The 20,580-nt window shown below is 58.7% G+C and carries 15 protein-coding genes; 10 read left to right on the plus strand and 5 right to left on the minus strand.

The genetic code is table 11. From position 1 onward, the window contains the following. Nucleotides 1-16: 16 nt before the first annotated feature. The 5 genes from R5R33_RS13710 to R5R33_RS13730 all read right to left on the minus strand — a co-directional run bounded on the left by R5R33_RS13710 (nucleotide 17) and on the right by R5R33_RS13730 (nucleotide 11,260). Nucleotides 17-2,860: a TonB-dependent receptor domain-containing protein gene (locus tag R5R33_RS13710; RefSeq protein ID WP_318953264.1), complete on the minus strand. Its 2,844-nt coding sequence runs from the start codon at nucleotides 2,858-2,860 to the stop codon at nucleotides 17-19. 274 nt (nucleotides 2,861-3,134) lie between these two features. After that, nucleotides 3,135-5,909 carry a TonB-dependent receptor plug domain-containing protein gene (locus R5R33_RS13715; protein WP_318953265.1) on the minus strand — a complete coding sequence of 925 codons (2,775 nt, stop codon included), beginning with the start codon at nucleotides 5,907-5,909 and terminating at the stop codon, nucleotides 3,135-3,137. A 292-nt stretch (nucleotides 5,910-6,201) separates the two neighbouring features. Continuing rightward, complete coding sequence (locus tag R5R33_RS13720; RefSeq protein ID WP_318953266.1) at nucleotides 6,202-9,099, minus strand: TonB-dependent receptor; 2,898 nt, start codon at nucleotides 9,097-9,099, stop codon at nucleotides 6,202-6,204. A gap of 131 nt (nucleotides 9,100-9,230) precedes the next feature. Further along, nucleotides 9,231-10,313, minus strand: a complete 1,083-nt coding sequence (locus R5R33_RS13725) for a FecR family protein (RefSeq protein WP_318953267.1) — start codon at nucleotides 10,311-10,313, stop codon at nucleotides 9,231-9,233. A 425-nt stretch (nucleotides 10,314-10,738) separates the two neighbouring features. Next, nucleotides 10,739-11,260: an RNA polymerase sigma factor gene (locus tag R5R33_RS13730; RefSeq protein ID WP_318953268.1), complete on the minus strand. Its 522-nt coding sequence runs from the start codon at nucleotides 11,258-11,260 to the stop codon at nucleotides 10,739-10,741. A gap of 300 nt (nucleotides 11,261-11,560) precedes the next feature. Between R5R33_RS13730 and dnaX the strand changes: the two genes are divergently transcribed. From dnaX to R5R33_RS13780, 10 genes are all read left to right on the plus strand, one after another. Continuing rightward, nucleotides 11,561-13,645 carry a DNA polymerase III subunit gamma/tau gene (gene dnaX, locus R5R33_RS13735; protein ID WP_318953269.1) on the plus strand — a complete coding sequence of 695 codons (2,085 nt, stop codon included), beginning with the start codon at nucleotides 11,561-11,563 and terminating at the stop codon, nucleotides 13,643-13,645. A 63-nt stretch (nucleotides 13,646-13,708) separates the two neighbouring features. Beyond that, a complete protein-coding gene (locus tag R5R33_RS13740; RefSeq protein ID WP_318953270.1) occupies nucleotides 13,709-14,059 on the plus strand; it encodes a YbaB/EbfC family nucleoid-associated protein in 351 nt (116 codons plus the stop codon). A 102-nt stretch (nucleotides 14,060-14,161) separates the two neighbouring features. Next, nucleotides 14,162-14,764, plus strand: a complete 603-nt coding sequence (recR, locus tag R5R33_RS13745; protein ID WP_318953271.1) for a recombination mediator RecR — start codon at nucleotides 14,162-14,164, stop codon at nucleotides 14,762-14,764. Between the two features lie 12 nt (nucleotides 14,765-14,776). Further along, entirely contained in the window at nucleotides 14,777-15,916 is a 1,140-nt protein-coding gene (rnd, locus tag R5R33_RS13750; RefSeq protein WP_318953272.1) for a ribonuclease D, read from the plus strand. Then, nucleotides 15,916-16,206, plus strand: coding sequence for a YcgL domain-containing protein (locus tag R5R33_RS13755; protein ID WP_318953273.1), 291 nt, complete (start codon nucleotides 15,916-15,918; stop codon nucleotides 16,204-16,206). Before rnd ends, R5R33_RS13755 begins: the two co-directional genes overlap by 1 nt. Nucleotides 16,207-16,223: 17 nt before the next feature. After that, complete coding sequence (locus tag R5R33_RS13760) at nucleotides 16,224-16,676, plus strand: YcgN family cysteine cluster protein (protein WP_318953274.1); 453 nt, start codon at nucleotides 16,224-16,226, stop codon at nucleotides 16,674-16,676. A gap of 46 nt (nucleotides 16,677-16,722) precedes the next feature. Next, complete coding sequence (locus tag R5R33_RS13765) at nucleotides 16,723-17,088, plus strand: hypothetical protein (RefSeq protein ID WP_318953275.1); 366 nt, start codon at nucleotides 16,723-16,725, stop codon at nucleotides 17,086-17,088. 276 nt (nucleotides 17,089-17,364) lie between these two features. Further along, complete coding sequence (locus R5R33_RS13770) at nucleotides 17,365-18,045, plus strand: YEATS-associated helix-containing protein (RefSeq protein ID WP_318953276.1); 681 nt, start codon at nucleotides 17,365-17,367, stop codon at nucleotides 18,043-18,045. 186 nt (nucleotides 18,046-18,231) lie between these two features. After that, nucleotides 18,232-19,077: an AAA family ATPase gene (locus tag R5R33_RS13775; protein WP_318953277.1), complete on the plus strand. Its 846-nt coding sequence runs from the start codon at nucleotides 18,232-18,234 to the stop codon at nucleotides 19,075-19,077. A 5-nt stretch (nucleotides 19,078-19,082) separates the two neighbouring features. Continuing rightward, nucleotides 19,083-20,264: a vWA domain-containing protein gene (locus tag R5R33_RS13780; RefSeq protein WP_318953278.1), complete on the plus strand. Its 1,182-nt coding sequence runs from the start codon at nucleotides 19,083-19,085 to the stop codon at nucleotides 20,262-20,264. Nucleotides 20,265-20,580: the final 316 nt, after the last annotated feature.

Genomic DNA, 20,580 nt, shown 5'->3' on the forward strand with positions numbered 1-20,580 from the left:
TAAATGTCTACCAGGCTTAGAAACGAGCGTTAAAGCTGGTGAACATGTAACGGCCAGCTTGGTCGTAACCGCCCAGGGCGTTACCGTTTTCAGACAGGTTTACGCCAACCAGCGGCGGCTCCTTATCCCAGACATTGTTGATGCCCAGGGTCAGAGTACCGTAGGTGGTTTCGACTGCTGCGGACAGGTCCAGGTAGTCATAGGAGTCCAGACCGCGACCGCCACTGGAAAGGTAGGGGTCTGCCGCATAGCCCAGCAGTTCGCCGCTGTACTGATCCTCAAACGCGGCTCCACCGATGTGGCGCCAGCGCATGCCTACGCTCCAGCTGTCGAGGTTGTAACGCAGGTTGGCAATGTGGCGCCATTCCGGAGAGTGGCAGGACACGTTAACCAGGCCGGCGCAGTCATAGGAAGAGCTCTCATCACCGGGGATCGGCTCAAAGTAGTCTTTCAACACGTAAGTGGTGACAAAAGAAGCAGTCATGCTTCCTACGCCCATATCGAAGCTATAGCTGGCGCTGAGGTCGATACCTTCACGCTCCATGATGCCGTTGTTGCCGATCTGGTTGAAGATCATACCCGCGGTTGCAACCTCGGTGCTGTTGCCCACCCACAGGTCGCCAGTACCGGTACCTTCTGTGTCGCGACGGATATCGCTACAGAACAGACCCTGGCTCAAACAGGCGTTCAGCTTGGTGGAGGCGCCAACGGTAGAGATTACGTCTTCCACTTCGATGTTGTAGTAGTCAATCGCCAGGTTCAGATTGTCAACCGGGGTAGCCGCAACACCAAAAGTGAAGGTGGTGGCATCTTCCGGGGTCAACTCGTCATTACCGCCGGAGAACATGTTGTACTGGCCAGCCGGGCTCGGATCGATGTTGCCGTACATTTCGGCGGTTACACCGGTACGCGCACACTGTTCGAATGTGGCTTCAGGATCCTCGCCAGCGCAGGGATCGGTACCGCTCCACAGTGCCATGGTGGCCGGGGTGTACAGGTCGTTCAGGGTGGCGGCGCGAATTGCACGGTTCCAGCTGGCGCGTACCAGGTAGTCCTCGGCAAAGCGTGCGCTCAGGCCCAGCTTGAAGGTGCTTACACCACCGGAGGTGCTGTAATCGGAGTAGCGGTAGCCAAGCTCTGCACCAAAGCTGTTCAGTGCGCCCATATCTGCCAGCAGCGGAATCGAGGACTCGAAGAACACCTCGGTTACATCGATACTTGCATCCAGGTTGGTGTCGGCACCACCCGCGCCAGCGAACTCACCGGCCAGGGAGTTGGCGTCGGACGCGCGCGTGAAGGTATTTTCACGGTATTCAACACCCGCTACCAGGCCAATGGTTTCGCCTTTGGCGGACGGCAGGCCAAAGCCCAGGTCGCCGCTTGCGTAAGCCTGCAGGACGGTGAAGGTGGTATCGATATTCTGCCAGCTGACTGCGGCCAGTGCGTTGGCGGCTTCAACAGAAATGTTGTTGTTCCAGATGTCGTAGGGCAGACAGCCTTCGAAGGAGCCTGCCTGACATCCGGTGGCTGCGTCGGCGATACGACTGAACAGGAAGTCGTTGTAGCCCTGGCTTTCGGCGCTGTTTTCGCCGTAAGTCAGAGAAGCATCGTAGGTCCAGTTGTCATTGATTTCGCCGTTGCCACCGATAACGAAACGGTAGCTTTCGTTCTCGTCGTTCCACAGGCGCGGGCCACCCTCGGTGTTGCGCTTGTACAGGCGAGCGGTGACGGTTTCATCGGTGATGCCCGCGTCGGCACAGAGGCTGCCGATCAGGGCGCTGTCACACGGTACGGTAACCGCGGCGCCGAAGGTGCCGGATTCTGCGATCTGCACACCGCTCTTGCGCTGTACATACATCAGCTCGGTGTACGGAGTGAAGTGTTCGTTCACTTCATACTTGGCGATAAAGCCAGCGGTGTAACGCTCATCCGGGCGCTGGTAAAAGTTGATCGGCGCGTAGTTGTATACGTTACGGCCAGGGGTGAAGCTGCCGTCACCGTCAGCGGTGTACCAGCTGCCATCAACCAGGAAGTTACCAGGATTCGCGGTAGCTGAGCCGCCACAGTACTCGGTGCGAGATGTGGAGCTGTGACCCAGGGCACAAGAAGAGTAGTCGCGGTCACCCTGCATCAGGGCTTCGTTTTCACGATAGGTAACATAACCAACAAAGTTACCTTTCTCGGCAAAGCTGGTGCCAAACATTACATCCAGGTTGTTGCTGCCACCATCGACACCGCTGCCGGTGGGGTAGTCGTAACCCGCGTCATCCAGCAGGCCCTGCATGTACTTGTTGTCATTTTTGTGCTGGTAGCCCTGCCAGCCAACATTCACGCCAACGCCTTCAAACTCGTCGTCCAGCTCAAAGTTCACAACGCCAGCAACGGCGTCCGCGCCGTATACGGCAGATGCGCCGCCGGACATTACATCAACGCGCTTTACCATGGCTGCCGGGACGATGGACAGGTCGGTGGTCTCGTAAGTACCGGACGGCAGGCGACGACCGTTTACCAGGGTCAGGGTACGCTCAGCACCAAGGTTACGCAGGGATACAGACGCGTAGCCGTAGGAGCCGTTGTTCATGAAGTTGTCGAAGTTCATGTCCAGCTGCGGATACTGGTTCACCAGATCCTCAACGGTAGTAGCACCGTTGATCGCGAATTCTTCGGCGTTGATTTCAGTCACCGGGCTGGTGGCGGTCTGAGTCTGGCTTACACGCAGACGGGAACCGGTAACAATCACCTCTTCAACTGCTTGCGCCTCGTCTTCCTGCGCAAAAGCCGGCATAGCCGGAACCATGATTGCAGCAGCGGTCAGGCCCAGTGCGCCTTTAACTGCCAAAGACAGAAGGTTCTTTTTCATCGTAAATCCTCTCTTGATCGTTGGATTTATAGTGTGTTGCCAGGAACTGGCGATTGATCAGAATGACTACCCCCAAGTGGTCATTCTCCTCCCAACGATCATTTAACGGATGGGGTAAAAGTTCCCTCAGTGAAAATTAAAAAAATAATTTCAGAAAATTTCTGTGTAACCTGAATGTAAGCACTTTTGTTGACTTAAATGACTTTTGCGGATAAGAGTGCAAAAAAAAAGCCCCGCCCAATGGGCGAGGCTCGCTGGATCATGCCAGGAAATGTTAGAACTGGAAGGTCACACTGCCGTAGAAGAAGCGGCCGACGGTGTCATAGCTTCTCATCAGGGTGTTCATGTCATCGTAGTTGGTGACGTAGGGGGGTTGCTGGTTCCACATGTTACGGATACCACCGGTGATCTTGATGCTTTCCCAGCGGAAGTAGTTGAAGTTCACGTCCTGGTACCAAGTGGTATCAATATGGGTCGCCAGATCTCCGGGGGACGGATCGAAGTCGTCTACATCGCCGAGCATACGCACGGTGGTAAACGCACTCCAGCAGTCATATTCGTAGCCGAAGGTGGCGTACACCTTCCACTCGGGGAAGGCCACGATCGCGGTGGTTACCGGGTCGGCACCGTAGAAGCCTGCCAGATCGATCTCCGGGTCTGCCTCACTACCGCGGTATTTCCACTCGTTCAGGTAAGTGGCGCTGGCATTGACGCTCAAGATACCGGGACCTGCCTGCATGCTGTAGTCAAAGCCGAGGTCGACACCAGAGGTTTCAAAGGTGGCGACGTTCTGGCTGTTCAGCAGCTGTCCCGCAATAGTCAGGTCAGATGCGCGGTAAGGGCTGGTCGCTAAAGGACTGGTACCCACTGCTGCAGCGCCGGTGATCAGGTCACACAGTGGCGAACTGAAGTTGGCACTTTCGTAACAACCCTGGACGATGGTGTCGGTGGTAAGGGTGCCGATGGCATCGTCGATGCTGATGTTGAAGTAGTCGAGGGTGAAGCCCATGTCATCGGTAAAGGTCGGCGTCCATACAATACCCAGGGTCCAGCTTTCTGACTTCTCTGCTTTGAGGTCGGGGTTGCCGCCGAACAGGCCGGTGGCCTGGGTTGAGGCGATGGTTGTGCCCGGGGCAATGCCATCTGCAAGACAGTTGGCTTGTACGTTGGGGTTATCGGCTGCACCATATTCGTTACAAGGGTCCGCATAAGATTCGGCAGACACTGTCGACGTCAGGTATAGATCATCGAGGCCCGGTGCACGGAAACCTTCGGAGTAGGTACCGCGGAAGCGAAGCTGATCCAGCGGGGCATATTCAAGGACAGCGCCAAATGTGGTGTCGTCACCGATGGTGCTGTAATCGGAATAGCGGAAGGAGGCTTCAACGGCCAGCACTTCAACCCAGGGGCTTCCTTCCATGATCGGGATGCGGACCTCACCATAGAATTCGTCAACGCTGTAGTTGCCGCCCCAGGCATCGCCATTCACGAAATAGATCTGACCGATTTGAGCGGCGCCATCGGGGACGATATCGGTGCGCTCAGCGCGGTTTTCGTAGCCAATGGCCCAGGCAGGTGCTTCGCCGGTTAGCGCCCACTCTCCGAAATCGCCGACCAGGTTGGCCTGAACGCTGCGCAGGCTCGAGCGCTCGACCGGAGAGTTGGTAACCAGCGCATAGGCCTGCATTTCTGGTGTCAGGGTACCTGGGGCGAAGGGATTCCAGGCAGTTACACCTGATGCTTCAACAGCGGCCAGACATGCAGGGTCTTCGGCACAGGCTACGGGATCCAGCAGGTTTTCAAAGCGGACGGTGTTGCCGCGGCCACGGTCAATCTGGGAGTCGACCCAGCGGGAGTAGTTGTAAGACAGATCCCAGGTCCACTCGTTGCAGAACTCACCTTCTAGTCCAATCACACCACGCCAGGTATTCAGGTCCTGAGTAAATGAACGGCCCCCGGTTTCTTCCAGGCGGCGACCAATCGTTACGGTCTCATCCAGCGGGTTGTAGGGGTTGGTAGTCGGTACCTCGGGCGCCCAAAAAGTACCTTCTGCGGCCATTAACTGGTCGGAGCGGCGGTTGACGAAAGAAAGCTCACTGAAACCCCGGAAGGTGGTAACGTCTTTCCAGTCATACAGCTCGTAACTACCGTATCCGTAAATCGACGCAACCTCCTGGGGTGTTGCCAGATAGCTGGCGGTTGCGAAGTTATAGGCGTCGGTTGCCGCGTTAAATGCCCGGACCTCTCCGGTAACCGGATCGACAATCAGCTGGTCGGCGCTGGATTCGGGAGAAAACCGCGCGGGGGTGGTGGTAGAGCTGCCACCGCAAACAACGTTGCCGCCAATTTCGCGTAGTGGGCAATCTGAGAAGTTGCGATCCCCCTGCCAGATATCATCGCGCTTGGTGTACTGGGCGTTCGCCATTACATGGCCTTTGTCGTTTCCGGTACCAAAGGTCACTGCGGCAAGATATTCGTCGCCATCACCTTCGGTCGATGAGCCGTAATCTACAGTCAGCTCCGCGCCCTCAAATCCTTTCTTGGTGATGATGTTGATAACCCCGGCGATGGCGTCGGAACCGTAAATGGTTGAAGCGCCGTCGCGCAGAATTTCCACGCGCTCGATGATGGAGGTGGGAATGGTGTTCAAATCCACCACGCCGGTGGCGCCACCGGAAGAGCTTAGGCGGCGGCCATTCATCAGGATCAATGTGCGGGAAGAGCCGAGACCGCGCAGCGACGCAGTTGCGAGACCACCACTACCGTTGTTTACGGAAGAGCCCAGCTGGCCACCGGTCATGGATGGAATATTTTGCAGGAAGTCTTCCAGAGTGGTCTGGCCTGACTGCTCAAGTGCTGCTGCATCAAACACGCTGATAGGGGTGGCGCTGTTGGCATCAGTCGCACGTTGAATCCGTGAACCGGTTACGACAATTTCCTCAACCTCTGCCTGAGTATCTTGGGCAAAAGAAACAGAGGAAAAGCTAGTTGAAACCGCGGCTGCCGCGATCGCGCCCTTGATTGCCCGAGAAAGACGGGTTCTGTCCATGGTGTACCTCTCCTGATACCACTAAAGTTCGCCGAATTTGGCTGCGCCCTCCCTGACAACTGCTTACTTCTATCAACAGAGGCTTGCTAACAACCCTAGAACAATTTTTCTTTCTTCAAGTGATTTCGTGAATGAAATTGCGCCTTTGGTTCGGGCGTACCAATTGCGACGTCAGGAGATGAAAAAAAATACGAAATTTTTGTGCGCGAGTTTTTACTGGGGACGGGTAAGAGGCGTCAGGTACAGGGCAAATTTCGGTGAAAAAGCGAGGGTCGGTTTGGCACCGGCAGCATCACATGCTGAAGCTGAGTGTGGTGTACCAGTAGCGCCCCGAAAGGTCGTAGGTGCGCGCATCGAAATTGTCATTAAAGGCCGACGCCGCAAATGGCGGTTCCTGGTCCAGCAGGTTGTCGATACCCACGGCAAATCGGAATCCGCCGGGCACGCCGTAAGCCAATTGCAGGTCATGAGTAGACCAGCTGTCGATGGTGCGAGTGATGGTTTGATCGTTGAGTGCGAAGCTCTCTTCAAGCTCGCTTACGTAGTGGATGGTGTAGCCACCCTCCCAGCGTCCGCGCTGCCAGTACAGTCCAGTATTGGCCTTCCATTCCGGGAGTGACCCGGCACCACCACTGGCGGCATCGGCAAACGTGCCGGCAAGGTTTTCGATGGGGCTGCCGGGCGCCAGCTGATTCAAATAGCTCGACATATGGCTGCTGTTCAGGGACCAGCGGAGCAATCCAATTTCCCGGCTTTGATATTGGTAACGCATGCTGGCATCCACGCCACGAACATCGCGCGCACCAATATTTAATCGCGTGGCAATCACACGGGTAATGTCGCCCTGGCTGTCGCGTTGCACGCGATCGTCAAACAGACCGTTAAACGCATTCTGATTGATCAGGTACTGAGGGCTGGTATCAATCACGTCGTTCTGGCGGATTTCATACAGGTCTATGCTGGCATGGAATCCGGTGAAATCGCCCGGTGTCCACACGATACCCAGTGAGCGGTTGTCGGACGTTTCCGGCTGCAGGTCCGGGTTGCCACCGAACTCTGTCAGATACTGGATGCGGTCCTGGTCTGCGCGCCCGTTGCAGCCGGGTAACTGGGCAGCGTTGCTGTTGGTGCAGGGGTCGAACAGGAATTCCTGGCTCTGGTGGCCGGTCTGGTTCATGTCGACGAGGGTTGGTGCCTTAAACCCGGTGGCATAGCTGGCTCGCAACAACAGGGAGGGCCAGGGGCGCCAGCGCAGTGCCATTTTGGGGTTCGCGGTATTGCCAAAGTCACTGTATTCCGAATAGCGCACGGCGCCATCGAGCCACAGGCTGTTGGCCCTCAGTGGCAGGGAAATTTCCGCAAATGCCTCGCCGATCAGGCGGTTGCCCTGGGCCGCACCGGACGCCGCACCGCCGATCAGCGAGAGGCCGTCGGAGTCGGTGGAGGTGAAATCGATCGCCTCGCGCCGTATTTCAATACCGGCCGCTGCGAGAATATCGCCGGCGGCACTGGTGCCGAGCGGGCCGTTGGCAATGTAGGTGACCGAGGACATACGGCTGGCACCGCTAACCCGGTTTTCACCGCGGATATAGTCCAGCTGTGTGTCGTCGATGCTGCCGGGAGCGCCGAGCAGGTTAACCGGTATGCAGCCTATGGCATCGCTGCAGGCGTCCGGCCCTTTAAGGCTAAGAGACAGGCGATTCGGATCGATCAGGTTGTTGAGCGTCTCGCTGGCCTGGGTGTAATGGGCGGCGGCGGTAAGTTCCCACTGCCAGTCATTGACCTGGCCTTTGAGGCCGGTGTTCAGGCGCCAGGTATCGGTTCCATTGGACTGTACCCTCGGACCGAGCTCCAGTACCCGCTTGCGCACGTCGGTGATTTCTTCGCCGAAAGGGTTGTAAACCTGGTTGCTGGCGATACTCAGGTCGCCGTTATCGAAGCGGGTAAAAACCGGGGTGGGCGCCAACGTCGATTCAGAGCGCGTCCGTACTGACATTATTTCGGCATAAGCATCAATCGACTCGGAAACGGTCCGGCTCAAGGCGACATACAGGGACTGCCGGTCGGAGGGCACCAGTGCCGAGGTGTATTCGCGAAAGTCGTAGAGGTCACCGCTGGTCCACGGGCGGATACCGTCGACGGTATTGGTGACGACACTGTCGCTCAGGGCGATATAGGCCTGGGGCGATGCGGAAGAGCGCAAGTCAGTGCCGCCGCGGGCGCGGTTGTCTGCGGAGGCAGAAAGGTCCCGGTCGCGGCTGAGGATTTCTCCCTGGCGGTAGTGGGCCAGGCTGAACATCAGGTGACCGGTCTCACTGCCGGCGCCCCAGGTGATGCTGTAGGAATTGGTTTGTTGGTCGCCGCGCTCCGCCTGGCCGTAATAGCTGCTTACGTCCAGCCCGTCAAAATCCCGCCGCAGAATAATGTTCACTACGCCGGCAATGGCGTCGGAGCCATACACTGCCGAGGCGCCATCTTTCAGTACTTCGATGCGGTCCACGGCGGAGAGAGGAATGGTGTTCAGGTCTGCTGCCTCACCGCCGAAGCCGTTGCTCACGATGCGCCGGCCGTTGATCAGCACCAGCGTGTTGCTCTCGGGCAGGCCGCGCAGGGTAACGGTGGCGGTACCGTTGCCGCCATTGGTGACCGAGGTACTGGTGGAATTGCCAGAAACGGCAGGCAGAAATTTCAGCAGCTCGGCGATCGTCTGCGCACCGGTGATTTCCAGTTCCGGCTGCGCGAGCACGTCGATGGGCGCGTAGCTGTCGAGCTTGAGGTGGCGCAGGTGACTTCCGGTCAGGCTCTGGCCGGTGACCGTGATTTCTTCCGCGGGGAGTAGCTGTGTCTTCGAGGACTCCTGATCGGCAGGCTGCTCCGCGCGGGCGACGATCGCCACCGCATTGGTGCCGGTGTGGGTGAAGGTCAGCGCCGTGTTATCCAGCAGCCGGCGAAGTGCCGGGGCAATGCTGCCATCCGGGGTTTCCAGATGTTGCTCGCGAACCTGGATGCTGGAAACGTTGTTGGCCTGTACCACCAGCGATACGCGGCATTGCTTGCCAAGGGAGATCAGTGCCTGGGACAGCGGGCCGGAGGGAAGTTGGACGCCGGATTCCGGGCAGGCGGACAGGGCACTCTTTGAGAATGCCAGCAGGCCTGTCAGTGACAGCGTTGCCCAGTGCCGGAAATCCAATGCTCTCGTCCCACCCCTGCAGTCAGCGCGATCAGCGGCCGAATCTGCGTTCGCTCTGATTCTTTATGTGGTGTGGGTGACGCAAGCTTTTGGCTAAAAAAAGTACGATCACCCAAAGAGAGTTTTATATCTCAGTTACGCTTGGGTGACAAGAGAGTCAGGTGAGGATCACTGCGATCCTGGTCCAGGCCCAGTGCCGCGGCAATGGCGGACAGGGTGCTTTCCGGATCGGTCAGTTCGAAGGTGCCGGACAGGGTCTGGTCGCTCACTGCGGGTGCTGCGGCTGCGGGTACCTTGAGATAGCGGTTCAGTTCTTCCAGTGCTTCAGTCAGCGGTGTCTCGTCAAATACCAGCTGGCCCTGGGTCCAGTCGAGGGCTTCTTCCTTTGAGGTGTGGCCAACTTCCGACAGGCCACTGGCTGACACGCTGACTTTCTGGTTGCGGGTCAATTTGACCGATTCCGGTTGCAGGCCTTTGGCGGCGCGGGCCTCACTGACAGCCACAGTACCGCCAGTGACGGAAACCCGGGTGTTTTCAGGGTTGCGCTCCACATTGAACTGGGTACCCAGCACGCGGATGTTGGCGCTGCCGGCGCTTACTGTGAATGGGCGCGAGGTCTGGCGGGCCACATCGAAGTAGGCCTCACCGCGCAGCAGCTGGGTGCGGCGCTCTTCGCGGCTGAAATTGACGATCAGCTCGGAGTTTGTGTTCAGTTGCACGTGAGAGCCATCGGGCAGATCGACGGTGCGAATTTCACCGACTGCGGTGGTGTACATCTGCTGTTGGGTCGGGGCCTGCTGCAGCCACTGATTGCCGATCCAAAGCGCGACGGCCAGGCAGGCAGCGACGGCGCTCCCGCCCATCAGCCACTGTGGCAGGTTCCAGCTGCTGGTGGCAGATTCTGCGGCGGCGGATGCGGCGCGCGTGCGGCTCGATGGGCGGCTGGCGGACTGGCTGTTGTTGCGGTGACGGGGTGCGGGCACGCTCTCCGGGTAGATCTCATCTAGCGGCAGGTGCGAGAGCACACCCAGGTCGCCCCAGAGTTCGGCCATTTCGTCGAAGGCTTTGCGGTTAGCCGGAGACTCGGCCATCCAGTGGGCAAAGGCGCGGCGGTCGGAATCGCTGAGCGCATCGGAACGCAGGCACGCGATCCAGGCACACGCCTGATCAAGCCTGTCTTCCGTTGGTACGTCTTGTACTTCCTGAGGGTTCACCGCACTAATACCTTGTTTTCCGATAACCTGTTGAACTGCCTGTCAAAGTTGTCATTTGGGTGGTTAGTGCCTTTCCTCAAGCTTCGACTGCTTTCTTGCACCAATATGGTGCTACGGGAAGGCGCTCAAATCAACAACCGAGAACGTCCTGTGCAATTTTTGCGATAAAACGCTAAAAAATTTAGCACAATTTTCTCACGGGATCCGTTTTTTCTCGTTTGGATACCGCTGCTCATAAGTAAGACGTGTGACCGTCTCAGCCCCTCAAACAAATTTCAAAAAACTTGCTGCACGGCGGTGCATTCGTCGGTCGACGTGCGCCAGTCTGGTTCAGAGGCGCCAATACTGGGCGAAACGCCGCCGGACTCTCTAAAGGTGCTGGGGCATTCGAGCCGTGTGTATCGAGACTGAGAGTAGTAACGGGATCAGAAGTTTCCGGTCTTCTGTCGGCAGACCTTCAACGCCTGCAGTATGTACTTCTCCACACTACTGACGGATATGTTCATGTCTTCCGCAATTTCGGTATAGGAAAGGCCGCGGTTGCGGTGCAACAGGAAGGCCTGGCGGCACTTGAGCGGCAGGCTGTCCATGGCTTCGTGGATTGCCTGTAGTTGTTGCCGCGCAGCGAGTACCCGCTCCGGCGACTGGTGGTCGGCTTGGTCGTCTTCACCGGTACTGTCGACCGGTAGCTGTTGGTTGATGTAATCGATATGCAGTTTGCCGCGGCGCAGTTGATCCAGGGCGAGGTTGTTGGCGATCTGGAACAGGTAGGCGCGCGGGTTCTCCAGATCCTTCTCGTCAGTGAGGTTCTGCAGGCGCAGGTAGGCATACTGCGCGATGTCTTCGGCGTCTTCGGGGCTGCGCACGATGCGAGTGACAAAGCGCACCAGTGCCTGGCCGTGTTCGGCAAACAGCTTCTCCAGAAGTGTCTTCCGGGTGTTATTCATCGGTAAGAGGATTCCCCGTACTGCGCTCATTGTGATAGTTGTGGTTGCTTTGAGTCGGGCCCGGCAAGTTATAACACAGGCGTATAGCAATCGACGAGAGGTCGTTTTGGCACGATAAGCTGACCGATTGGCCTTGTCGAGGCCCATTACTTGGTACGGTCGTTCCTATATGGTGGACTAAAAGCGACTTCTGGCGGGTGTCTATTCCTGTGCGGTGATGCCGGTATAATGGCCGACTTCTCGAATGCCGGTAGCGGCATGTCCGTCCAAACCAGGGCACCTCAAAGGTGCGGAGAGCGAATGAGTTATCAAGTACTGGCGCGCAAGTGGCGACCGCGGTTGTTCCGGGAGATGGTGGGCCAGGAGCACGTGCTTCAGGCACTGATCAACGCTCTGGACAACAACCGCCTGCACCACGCCTATCTGTTTGCCGGTACCCGCGGGGTGGGCAAGACCACCATCGCGCGGATTCTCGCCAAGTGCCTCAACTGTGAAACCGGTGTCAGTTCCGAGCCCTGTGGCCAGTGCTCGGTGTGTACCGAGATTGCCGATGGACGCTTCGTCGACCTGATCGAGGTGGATGCGGCCTCCCGCACCAAGGTGGAGGACACCCGCGAGCTGCTGGAAAACGTGCAGTACGCGCCGACTCGGGGCCGCTACAAGGTGTACCTGATTGACGAAGTACACATGCTGTCCAACAGCTCGTTCAACGCGCTGCTGAAAACGCTGGAAGAGCCGCCGCCCCACGTCAAATTCCTGCTTGCGACGACCGACCCGCAGAAGCTGCCGGTAACCGTGTTGTCCCGCTGCCTGCAGTTCAACCTCAAGAACATGAGCCCGGAGCGGGTGGTGGAACACCTGCGCTTCGTGCTGGAAAAAGAACTGGTGCCGTTTGAAGAGGCGGCCCTATGGCTGCTCGGTCGTGCCGCCGACGGCAGTATGCGCGATGCCATGAGCCTTACCGATCAGGCCATCGCCTTTGGCGGTGGCAAGATCAGCGAGGCGGAAGTGCGGGCGATGCTCGGCACCCTCGACAGCACCCTGGTGTGGAAGCTGGTGCAGGCACTGGCGGATGAAAATCCTGCGGCGCTGTTCGCCGCGGTGGATGACCTCTCCCAGCACGCGCCGGATTACAGTGCTGCGCTGGCGGAGCTCGCCTCCATCCTGCACCGCATTGCCATTGCCCAGGTTTTGCCGGACGCGATCGATAACGCGCTGGGCGATGCCGAACAGCTGCAGCGCCATGCGGCCTCCATCGCCGGTGAAAACATTCAACTGTTTTACCAGATGGCGCTGCTCGCCAGACGCGACCTGCCGCTGGCACCGGATCCCCGCGGTGGTTTCGAAATGGCACTGCTGCGGATGCTGGCATTCAAGCCCCAGGGTGTGGCCAATATCCCCACCGCGCGTCTCGCCGGCGCGGGACAGGCCGCGGTGAAAACTCCGGCGCCGCAAATCGCCGCGCCGGTGCCAGAGCAGGCTGCTCCCGAAGTACAGGCCGCGCCCGTTGTGAACGAGCCTGTTGTGCAGCCTCATGTGGAATCCCCGCAGCAGCACAGTGCACCGCCGGTCGAATCGACCCCGCCAGTGCAGCCGTCCGCGCCGCAGGACGACACGCCGCCCTGGGACGAGGAGCCCGAGGATCGAGCGCCTGAGTCGGTGCCGTACGAGCCGGACTATCCGGGCACCGGGGGTAACAGCGAAAAAAAGCCCGCAGTTGAAGTGGCGCCGCAGTTTTCTGCGGCGGACCCCGTCGCGCCTGTGCCGGTAAGCGAAGCCGCTGCTGCGCCTGCGCTGGAGTCGGTAACTGAAACTGCAATTGCCGCGGTGCCTGAAGCTGCCGCGCCGGCCGCAACCACCGATGACCGCGCCGCACTGCGCGAGCGGCTGCGACAGCAGGTGGCGGAAGTGGAAACTGCGCCGATACCAGCACCCGTAGTGGCACTGCAGAAGGCGCCCGTGCAGGCGGCGCCCGCCGTGCCACCGGCGCGCCTGGACGCACTCTCGCCGGGCAGCTGGCCGGCCATGTACCCGCAGATCGGGGTGAGCGGTATCCTCCACTCCATTGCTTCGCACCTGGAGTTGCAGGGGCGGCAGGACAATATACTTTCCTTTACCCTGGATCAGTCTTTCAGCAGCCTCTATGACGAGGGCCACCAGCGCCGTCTCGCCGATGTGCTGGGGGACTTTTTCGGCCAGCCGGTAGTTGTGCATATCCAGGTGGGCGCCGTACACGGCGGCACCCCCGCGCGACTGGTGGCGGCCACCCGCGAGGCGCAGCTGCTGTCTGCGCGCGATGCCCTCAACAAAGACCCGCTGGTACAGGATCTGCAGGCGGAACTGGGCGCGCGGCTGGTGCCTGAGTCGGTGGAATATATCGGCTGACCCAGCAATGTGATGGCTGTCCGGAACGTAAACGTTGAATGAATTGATGGAGCGGTGATTCCCATGATCAAAGGTTTGGGCGATTTGATGCAGCAGGCCCAGAAGATGCAGGCCGACATGCAGGAGCGCATGGAAAAAGTCCAGAAAGAGCTGACGGACCTGCGCGTTACCGGTGAATCCGGCGCGGGCATGGTGAAGGTCACCATGAACGGGCGTCACGATGTGGTGGATGTGAATATCGACCAGAGCCTGCTCGGTGAAGACAAGGAAATGCTGGAAGACCTGCTGGCCGCCGCGGTGAACGATACCGTGCGCCGGGTGGAGGAGGCCACACAGAAGGTGCAGAAAGAACAGATGGGCGGGCTCGCCGCGGGTATGAATCTGCCGGAAGGATTCAAGTTTCCGTTCGGCTGATACGCCGCTGCCGAGAGCCTCTGAGCTGCCTAGAGCCCCCTGAAAAGTATACCGGGCCCCGATCGGGCCCTTTTTGTTAGCGAACACACGTACCCGACCCTCATGTTCAGTCCCCTGATTGAAGACCTGATTCGCGCGCTGCGCTGCCTGCCTGGTGTCGGACCCAAGTCCGCCCAGCGTATGGCCATGTACCTGCTGGAAAAAGACCGCGATGCCGCCGGCCTGCTCGCCCATTCACTGCAGCAGGCGGTGGAAAAAGTTGGCCGCTGTGGTCGCTGTCGCACCCTTACCGAGCAGGTGGTGTGCGCGTTGTGCAATAACACCCGGCGCGATCACTCCCTGTTGTGCGTGGTGGAAACACCGGCGGATGTACTGGCCATCGAACAGGCGGGTAACTACCACGGTCTCTATTTCGTGCTGCACGGTCACCTGTCGCCGATCGACGGCGTGGGGCCGGCAGACCTGGGGCTCGACCTGCTGGGTGAACGGCTGGGTGAACGGGAAAATGGCGGTATTGTTGAGCTGATCATCGCCACCAACCCCACCGTGGAAGGTGAGGCTACCGCCCAGTTCATCGCCGAGCGCGCCCGCACCAAGGGAGTTGCCGTGAGTCGAATTGCCCATGGTGTCCCCATCGGTGGCGAGCTCGAATACATCGACGGCGGCACCCTGGCGCATGCCTTCAACAGCCGTACCGTCCTTTAATCTGGTTTTCTGATGTCTGAGCAAACGAAAAAGCAACTGGTCGACACCACGCCCATCTGGGTCGACAGCGCCGAGCAGCTGGCGGAGCTCTGCGCCCGCTGGCGAACCCAGAGTGCGGTGGCGCTGGATACCGAATTCATGCGCAGCCGAACCTTCTATCCGCTGCCTGCGCTGGTACAGGTGGGCGATGGTAAGCAGTGCTATCTGATCGACAATCTCGCCATCGACAACCTGGAGCCGCTGAAGGAGCTGCTGCTGGATACCCGCGTGGTGAAGATCATGCACTCCTGCAGCGAGGATCTGGAAACCCTGGATCGCCTGCTCGGCGCGGTACCGGAGCCGATTTTCGATACCCAGGTGGCCGCCGCCATAACCGGTATGGGCGCGGGCCTTGGGTACGCCGCTACGGTACAGCAGCTGTTGCAGATTGAGTTGCCCAAAAGCGAGACCCGTTCCGATTGGCTGCAGCGTCCCCTGAGTGACTCGCAGAAAAATTATGCCGCACTCGATGTGGCGTGGCTGCCGCTGATTTACGGCATGCTGCTGAAAACACTGCGTGAACAGGAGCGCTTGGAATGGCTGCGGGAAGATTGCGATGCAATCATCCAGTCCGCGCGGCAAACCGAAGCGCCGGAGCTTTACTATCTCAAGGTGAAGGGGGCCTGGCGTCTGCGGCAGAAACAGCTGGCGGTGTTGCAGGACCTGTGCGCCTGGCGCGAGCGCGAAGCGCGCGCGCGGGATATGCCGCGCAATCACCTGCTGAAAGAAAATGTCTGTTTCGGCCTCGCCCAGTCCATGCCCAAGCACCTCGCCACCCTGGGGCAGCCCGGGCTCGAGGGCAAAACCATACGCAAATACGGCGAGATTTTGTTGCAGATCATCGCCAGCGCCAGCGAGCGCCTGGATCTGCCGCCGCGCATGCCCATGCCGCTGAACCGCGAGCAGGGCGAGGAGCTGAAACTCCTGCGGCAGAAAGTCGCGGAGCTCGCCGAACAAGCTGGAATGCCGCCGGAAATCCTGGTGCGCAAAAAAGAATTGGAAAACCTGGTGCAGGCCGCAGCCCCGGAGCTGGAAGGCCGCCTGCTGGGCTGGCGCCGCGCCGTTGTCGGCGAGCCGCTGCTTGAAGAACTGAATCGATTGAGAAAAGCCTGATGAAACTCCTTTGCGATATTTACCGCAGTCCGCGCAAGGATGAAATGTACCTGTATGTGCAGAAGCAGGACGGTGTGTCCAGGGTGCCAGAAAACCTGCGGGAACTGTTCGGCACACCGGTGCACGTCACCACCATGCTGATTACCCCCGAGCGCAAACTGGCGCGCGCGGATGTGCACAAGGTCATGCACGCGCTGCAGGAACAGGGCTACTATCTGCAGATGCCGCCGGTGCAGGACGATGAAATGCGGGCAATCGCCGCGCAGAACAGTAAACTGCCTCGCGGCTGAAAACCGGAGTTGTGTACGTGGTAAGCCAACGACCGTTCTGGCAGCGCAAGACCCTCGCAGAAATGACCAAAGCGGAGTGGGAATCCGTCTGCGATGGCTGCGGTCGCTGCTGCCTGCATCGGCTGGAAGACGAGGACACCGGTGAGGTCTACACCACCCGCGTGGCCTGCAAGCTGCTGGATATTCACAGCTGCCGTTGCAGTGACTACCCGCACCGCAAACAGAAGGTGCCAGACTGTATCCAGTTGACGCCGGAGGATGCCGCCAACTTCAGCTGGCTTCCGGCCACCTGCGGCTATCGCATACTGGCCCAGGGGGGGCAGTTACCGGAGTGGCATCCGCTGGTTTCCGGCGACCCGGAATCGGTGCATAAAGCGGGGATCTCGGTGCGCGACCAGGTGATCAGCGAAGAGCAGGTGCACCCGGAGGATTATGAAGATCACATCGTGGTCTGGATCGGCGACGATTGAGTAAAACCCATTCGGCAATACTAACGAAAGATCAATAAGCGAAAAAATGGCAGAAGAATTCAAAATGGCCTGGGCGATTTACGCCGGCGGTGTGGTGGTACTGCTGGCTGCGGGCTGGTGGTTTATGCGTAACTGGCGCTGGTCCTGGCTGCGCCAGCTGTTTTTGCTGGAGGCCGCTGTGGTATTGCTGGTTCCCGCCCGTGGCACCATCGAAGGGGCGCCGCTGACGCCGATACTTCCCCTGTTTGCGTATCAGACCGTGTTTGAGGATAACGGCGCCAGTCCGGAAGTGGCCGCAAGCCTGGTATTCACCGCCGGCGGTGCGTTTGCAGTGATGCTGATCATCGGCATCATTCGCCTGATGCTTCGCCGTCGCAAAGACCGACCCATGACAGAAAGTGACCAGTACTAACCCTGGATGTCATTGAATGGGCGCCGGAAATAACCTCGCGAGGTAACCGGCGCCAATCCCTTCTCCCCACTCCACTCTGCTGCCGCGAATTTTCCCGGTAACTGCTATATCTATTAGAGCCCGCAACAATCCGTCCCGGGAATGGGACTGCGTGATTGCGTGGCGCCGAATGGCACATTGACGGGCCAGGACGCAGGATCCAAAAAACTAACAGAACGACAAAACACCACAGAACACGTACAGTGTCTGCGCTGTGCATGGAATGAAGGGACAGGGATGCTCGACCACCTGCTAATTCTGACTGCGGTCATGCTGGTCTCCGGTATTCTCGGGGGCCTGGTCAACTACTATCAGATGCTGTTCACCGAAGAAGACCCCGCTGGTCTCGCCCGCTGCCTGATCATGGGCCTTTGCGGCGCTTTGATGGTGCCTATCTTCCTCAAATTCACCCAGAGCGACCTGCTGATCGAAATCCAGGGCGATCCGTCGCGGCTGCTGATTTTTACCGGCTACTGCCTGCTCGCCGCCATCGCCTCGCGCATGTTCGTGTTCAATGCCGCGCGCCGCCAGCTGCGGGATGCCAGTATCGCGCGCGCCCGGGTGGAAAACCTGGAGCAGGAAATCCGCGCGATGCAGCTGGAAATGATGCCGCTGCTGGAGCACGAGATCGAAGGGGACCCGGAGCAGGGGCCGACGCTGGATTTCAACCAGATCCGCAAGCTCGACGACAACGCCCTGCATGTACTCGGCCTGTTGAACAACGGTGACTGTGTGTTCCGCTCCCTCGCCGGCATGGTGCAGGAGGGCAATATGGAAACCAACTCCGTGGCCCGCGCCCTGAACAGCCTGCTGGTGCTGGAAATGGTGGGCAAGATCCACAGTCACCTGGGCATCCGCTGGTATATCACCGACAAGGGCCGCCAGGTGGTGCGCCGCCGCCGCGCCCAGGTCGCGTAATCAGAGCGCCTAAACAAGCGCACCGGAGCAGATCGCCGCAATTTCCTGACTCAATTTCAAATATTGGTCGCATCCAGTGCGGGTGCGGCCACTGCCGTCATCCAATCTGACCGTTTCCGCCTTTGGCCCATTTCCGGGCTTCCTTTACCATGAGTGCTTTTCGATCCTTGAGAATTCGGAGCAGCCATGAAATTCACCGGAACCGACAGTTATGTCGCCACCGACGACCTGCAGATGGCGGTGGACGCGGCGGTTACCCTGCAGCGCCCGCTGCTGATCAAGGGCGAGCCGGGCACCGGCAAAACCCTGCTGGCCGAGGAGGTGGCAAGTAGCCTCGGCCTGAAGCTGATCCAGTGGCATATCAAGTCCACGACCAAAGCGCAGCAGGGATTGTACGAATACGATGCGGTGTCACGCCTGCGGGATTCCCAGCTGGGGGTGGACCGGGTGCACGATATCGGCAATTACATCAAGAAGGGCAAGCTGTGGGAGGCCTTTGCGGCGGACGAGCGCGTTGTGCTGCTGATTGATGAAATCGACAAGGCGGATATCGAGTTCCCCAACGATCTTCTGGTGGAGATCGACCGTATGCAGTTTTTTGTGTACGAAACTGGCGAGACCATCACAGCCAAGCATCGGCCGATCGTGATCATCACTTCCAATAATGAAAAAGAACTGCCGGACGCGTTCCTGCGCCGCTGTTTTTTCCATTACATCAGTTTCCCGGACCGCGCGACCATGCAGAAAATCGTGGATGTGCATTATCCGGATATCAAGAAGGAGCTGGTGGCGGAAGCGATGGATATGTTTTTCCAGATTCGCGAGATTCCGGGGCTGAAGAAAAAGCCTTCCACTTCTGAACTGATCGACTGGCTGAAGCTGTTGCTGGCGGACGATATTCCCGAGGAAGTGCTGAAAAATCGCGATACCACTTCCGCGATTCCGCCGCTGTATGGCGCTCTGCTGAAAAACGAGCAGGATGTGCATATGCTGGAGCGGTTGGCGTTCATGGCGCGTCGCGAAGGGCGCTAAGTCCAATGCTTATCGGCTTTTTCCTGAATCTCCGCCGCTACCAGCTCCCGGTTTCCATTACCGAGCTGCTTTCACTGCTGGAGGCCCTGCAACAGCGCCTGGTCTATGCCAACCTGGACGAGTTCTATTTCCTCGCCCGTACCTGTCTGGTCAAAGACGAAAAACACTTCGATAAATTCGACCGCGCCTTCGCCGCCTATTTCAAGGATCTGGAAACCCTCGACGATATTCTCGAGCAGATGATCCCGGAAGACTGGTTGCGGGCGGAATTTATCAAGCAGCTGAGCGAAGAAGAAAAAGCCAAGATTGAATCCATGGGTGGGCTGGAAAAGCTGCTGGAGGAGTTCAAGAAAAGGCTGGAAGAGCAGAAGAAGCGTCACAGCGGTGGCAACAAGTGGATCGGTACCGGCGGTACCAGTCCGTTTGGCAACAGCGGCTATCACCCCGGCGGCATTCGCGTCGGCGGCGAGAGTCGCAACAAGTCGGCATCCAAGGTCTGGGAAAAACGCCAGTTCCGCAACCTCGACGACAGCATCAGTCTCGGCACCCGCAATATCCAGGTAGCACTGCGCAAGCTGCGCAAATTCGCCCGCACCGGTGCCGCGGAAGAGCTGGACCTCAATGACACCATCCGCTCCACCGCCCGCAATGCAGGCCTGCTGGATATCAAGATGGTGCCGGAGCGGCACAATGCAGTGAAGGTGCTGATCTTCTTCGACGTGGGCGGCTCGATGGACCCCTACGTGAAGCAGTGCGAGGAGCTCTTCTCGGCCTGCCGCAGTGAGTTCAAACACCTGGAATATTTTTATTTCCACAATTTCATCTACGAACACGTGTGGAAAGACAATGTGCGCCGCTACAGCGAATCTACCCCGCTGGTGGAGGTGTTGCGTACCTACGGTAAAGACTACAAGGTAATTTTTGTCGGCGACGCTTCCATGGCGCCCTACGAAATCACCAGCCGCTTCGGCAGTGTTGAGCACATGAATGAAGAGCCCGGTGCGGCGTGGATGCAGCGGGTAACCAACACCTACGAAAAGCTTGTCTGGCTTAACCCGACTTCAGAAGAATACTGGCAGTACACCGCAAGTATCGGCATGGCCCAGCGACTGGTAAACGGGCATATGTATCCGATGACGATTGAGGGGTTGGATAAGGCGATTGCCTATCTGGTTAAAGGCCGGTAGTTGTTTTAAGTCCCGATAAGGGTGCTCCGAAATTCTATGGTGGCGGCAGGGCACCGGGTGCGGGTTTTCAGGACCGCTGTGAACCCATCCCTGGGCGCTGCGGCGCAAACATCCTGTTTGCGACGCTCCTGAAAACCCGCACCCGGCACCCTGCCTTCAAATCAAAGTGTTGGACTTCGAATTAATTGCTTTTTGTATTGAAATTGGACCGAAGTAATTCAGGTCAAGTTGAAGGTGGCGATGCCGGGTACAGCTTTGTGAGACCTTCCGCGAGAGGGACCTCGCGGAAGAGCCCCCATGGATGGGTTCACGGCGT

Origin of the sequence: Microbulbifer pacificus, from assembly GCF_033723955.1 — a bacterium.
Lineage (GTDB): Bacteria > Pseudomonadota > Gammaproteobacteria > Pseudomonadales > Cellvibrionaceae > Microbulbifer > Microbulbifer pacificus.

What these genes read in the sequence shown, in the direction of transcription:
- R5R33_RS13710 (WP_318953264.1), bottom strand. Translation starts at nt 2,860, where the DNA reads ATGAAAAAGAACCTTCTGTCTTTGGCAGTTAAAGGCGCACTGGGCCTG.
- R5R33_RS13715 (WP_318953265.1), bottom strand. Translation starts at nt 5,909, where the DNA reads ATGGACAGAACCCGTCTTTCTCGGGCAATCAAGGGCGCGATCGCGGCA.
- R5R33_RS13730 (WP_318953268.1), bottom strand. Translation starts at nt 11,260, where the DNA reads ATGAATAACACCCGGAAGACACTTCTGGAGAAGCTGTTTGCCGAACAC.
- dnaX (WP_318953269.1), top strand. Translation starts at nt 11,561, where the DNA reads ATGAGTTATCAAGTACTGGCGCGCAAGTGGCGACCGCGGTTGTTCCGG.
- R5R33_RS13740 (WP_318953270.1), top strand. Translation starts at nt 13,709, where the DNA reads ATGATCAAAGGTTTGGGCGATTTGATGCAGCAGGCCCAGAAGATGCAG.
- recR (WP_318953271.1), top strand. Translation starts at nt 14,162, where the DNA reads ATGTTCAGTCCCCTGATTGAAGACCTGATTCGCGCGCTGCGCTGCCTG.
- rnd (WP_318953272.1), top strand. Translation starts at nt 14,777, where the DNA reads ATGTCTGAGCAAACGAAAAAGCAACTGGTCGACACCACGCCCATCTGG.
- R5R33_RS13755 (WP_318953273.1), top strand. Translation starts at nt 15,916, where the DNA reads ATGAAACTCCTTTGCGATATTTACCGCAGTCCGCGCAAGGATGAAATG.
- R5R33_RS13765 (WP_318953275.1), top strand. Translation starts at nt 16,723, where the DNA reads ATGGCAGAAGAATTCAAAATGGCCTGGGCGATTTACGCCGGCGGTGTG.
- R5R33_RS13770 (WP_318953276.1), top strand. Translation starts at nt 17,365, where the DNA reads ATGCTCGACCACCTGCTAATTCTGACTGCGGTCATGCTGGTCTCCGGT.
- R5R33_RS13775 (WP_318953277.1), top strand. Translation starts at nt 18,232, where the DNA reads ATGAAATTCACCGGAACCGACAGTTATGTCGCCACCGACGACCTGCAG.
- R5R33_RS13780 (WP_318953278.1), top strand. Translation starts at nt 19,083, where the DNA reads ATGCTTATCGGCTTTTTCCTGAATCTCCGCCGCTACCAGCTCCCGGTT.